Annotated in this window: 3 protein-coding genes; all 3 read left to right on the plus strand. The window is 52.7% G+C overall.

Translation table 11 applies throughout. The features are described 5' to 3' along the window. The first annotated feature begins 258 nt into the window (after positions 1-258). Entirely contained in the window at positions 259-723 is a 465-nt protein-coding gene (locus RMSM_RS33555; protein WP_144058146.1) for a hypothetical protein, read from the plus strand. Between the two features lie 375 nt (positions 724-1,098). After that, the gene (locus RMSM_RS33565; protein WP_040770887.1) at positions 1,099-1,548 is read left to right on the plus strand and encodes a hypothetical protein; all 450 of its coding nucleotides are present in this window, start codon (positions 1,099-1,101) and stop codon (positions 1,546-1,548) included. A gap of 960 nt (positions 1,549-2,508) precedes the next feature. After that, the coding region (locus tag RMSM_RS43235) for a hypothetical protein (RefSeq protein ID WP_040770891.1) at positions 2,509-2,795 on the plus strand (287 nt) is incomplete at its 3' end.

The following is a 2,795-nucleotide window of genomic DNA, read 5'->3' on the forward strand; positions in this document are numbered from 1 at the left end:
ATGTTTGAATAGCCTCTCTTCGATCACTATTCTAAGGATCTGCGGATCCTGACCGAATTGCGATTTGCCGTTACAGCGGATATGATCGGGGGGCGTAAACCCTGTTGGTTTACGCTGCTCCGCCGCGATTGTGGGCAATCATGTGATGGTGACGCAGACGACGGCAATGTTTTTACAAGTGGTCACTCACGACTCGCCGCCCGCCCATCACTCCCGTGTCCCGATATGTACATAGGCCTAGGCGAAGCTTATCTCGAGGTGTTCTTCAATATTGCCAAGTTAGCTCTGCTGGCTGCGTTGATTGCTGTCTCACTTATTCGCGCACTCAAACGTGTGCGTCTCGGCTGGCTGCTGCTGGCGGCAATTGGGCTGTGGATGATCCTGACGTACACGGGCGTAAAACTCTTCCATCACGAGAACTTCGTAAGGCTGCATCAATCGCACAATGATTACGTACCCAAGACTGGATGCATAACCTACGAACCAAGCTTTGGTCATCTTTTTGCGTCGTTCTCGATGTCTCGGGACGAATTTGACGCGTGGGTTGCTGATTTTCCCGTTCCTATGTTTAGATACGAAGATGCACTTCAACGCTTTGATGAAGACAGGCTGGGCTTCACGGAACCGGATGCCGCCTTTGCGACGAAATCAGCATCAAATGGTGGTCAGACACGCGCATACTTTAAGGATAACGTGATGTATCTGTCGCGAAACGTGATGTGAATTTTGCATTGTGGATAACCAAGCCATTCACACGGAGCACGGCTTGCGCGTTTTCTCAAATTGATACATCGCTCCGGTCGATCCCCGACGCAATAAACTCAAACCGAACATGTGACTTGGCGCGAACCAAACTTGTTTATCCGAAAAATGCCCGGCAGCGGTGATGCGCCCTTCGCACGCTGCATCGCATTCGAAAATAGAACGCGTGATCCTCAAATGGTGTAAATTCATAACCTTTTCCGTCCGAGTTCGCTTGAAGTGAAGACACGAAGGGGAACGATCGAGTGCGCCCCGAGTGCGCGAGTCGAGCGGTCTTGAAGTTGAAAATCTCTCACGCGTACCGGGTGACGCATTTCGTTATCCCATCTCAATCTCATGAATGAGTCCGATCCGCCACGCTTAACGTTCGCGGCTAGTCGATGGCGATTTTTCACCGCTACTACGCTAAGCAGCTTGTCCATCGGGATCGCAATCTATTTTCTGACCCGATGGCTCCAAATCCCGTATGGCTGGGCGGTGTTTATTGTCGTCATTCGTGCAGCATTCTGGGCATGCGCGGTCAATATTCGAAGTTTCGACGTGAATGTTGATGGGCGGACGCTGTCTGGACCGAGTTTGATCTTCAGTCCTCAATCAGTATCCATCGATCTTGACGATGTCGATCCAGAGTTTGTTAGCGAATGGATGGGCGTATTCTCTGTACACGATTCCGCTGGCAACGAGATTATGGCTCATTATCGGTACTACATGCCAGAAGACCGCGTGATTCTACGGGGCCTTATCGAGCGTCTTCGTACGCCACGACAAACCGAATTTGTGGGATAACGATGGCATTCACACGGAGCGGGGCTTGCGGCCGATTTGAAATGAACAACTTTACTCTCCCCCCCAGTAATGCCGGCCGTTCTGCCATGGAGGGAACCGTGATTACAGCATGAGAATCCACCGCCGAGTTCATTCGCCCTTGTTGTTCGGGATTCAGGCTTTGCTGGGACTGGTAGCGGTCTCTGCCTTCATGATGTGGTGCGGTGCGTTCGCGTCGCTGATCGCCATCGCTTGCATCGCCGCTCACTACGCCCTACTGGCTGTAGCATCAATCTTTGTCGCACGTTCAGCCGACATGCCCGAATCTCCTGCCTATTGCAATTGGCAGTTCGCAACTCCTGATAATGGCAATGTGTTTCGCCTAACTGTCATCACATTTCTTGTCTTTCACTACGTCTGCAAATTCTTTTGGCTGATGATAATGCTGCCAACCGGTTTCCCGACTATCTGGCACGCAACATCGCTCGGACCGCTGACACTTGCGCAGCTCGATCACCTCTGTCTCGCTGCGTTCTCGTTGCTGCTTGTAACATCCTTCCTGTCCAGTGCGTACGCCGGCGCTCGATTCTCGCGTCGTGTTTGCTTCGAGACATCCACACTGCTAACATTTCTTCTTGCATCCCATTTTGCTATTCCACCGTAGATAACAGAAGGCAGAACCATGGAATGCACGCGAAGGACTTGGCGTTTTTTTGGGGGCAGTGGTTGCCTTTCGGCTCGTCCTCGGCGATCCCGGTCGTTACCCGAATTAGGCGAATAGAGCCCCTCTTCGCAGCTCACTCCTATGACTTCACTGTTACTTGCTGTCTCCGGACGCCTGCCCGAACCACAGTTGAAAGACGTGTCGATTCGTGCCGGATTTTCCGCCAGCCTTGCGCGTTGGGGCGACAGACATTGGACAGTTAGACCATACACACACTAACTCGCCGCCCGCACATCACTCCCGGCCCCGACGGAATCATGTTGAATCGCGTTCGCAACATCATCCATCAAGCATTCGGTAACGAAGCAGGCTATCATTGCCTTGGGCTCAGCTCCACGAGTGACGGGGAACCGACGCGTGCATCCGAGTACGCGAGTCTGGCGGTTGTGAAATTGAAAATCTCGGCTGCGTACCGGGGACGCGTGCCGTTCTTGCAGTCCGTCGTTGCGCGGTCGGGAAACTTGATGGTCGTAGGTTGTGGACGCTCGTCGTTGCGTCGGGGAATCCGAACCACGAAAGACACGAATCACACGAAAAGTACATT

It is taken from the genome of Rhodopirellula maiorica SM1 (genome assembly GCF_000346295.1).
In the GTDB taxonomy this organism is placed as follows: domain Bacteria; phylum Planctomycetota; class Planctomycetia; order Pirellulales; family Pirellulaceae; genus Novipirellula; species Novipirellula maiorica.

Bases quoted from the DNA above. Each gene is read 5' to 3' on its own strand.
- RMSM_RS33565 (WP_040770887.1), top strand. From the start codon at position 1,099: ATGAATGAGTCCGATCCGCCACGCTTAACGTTCGCGGCTAGTCGATGG.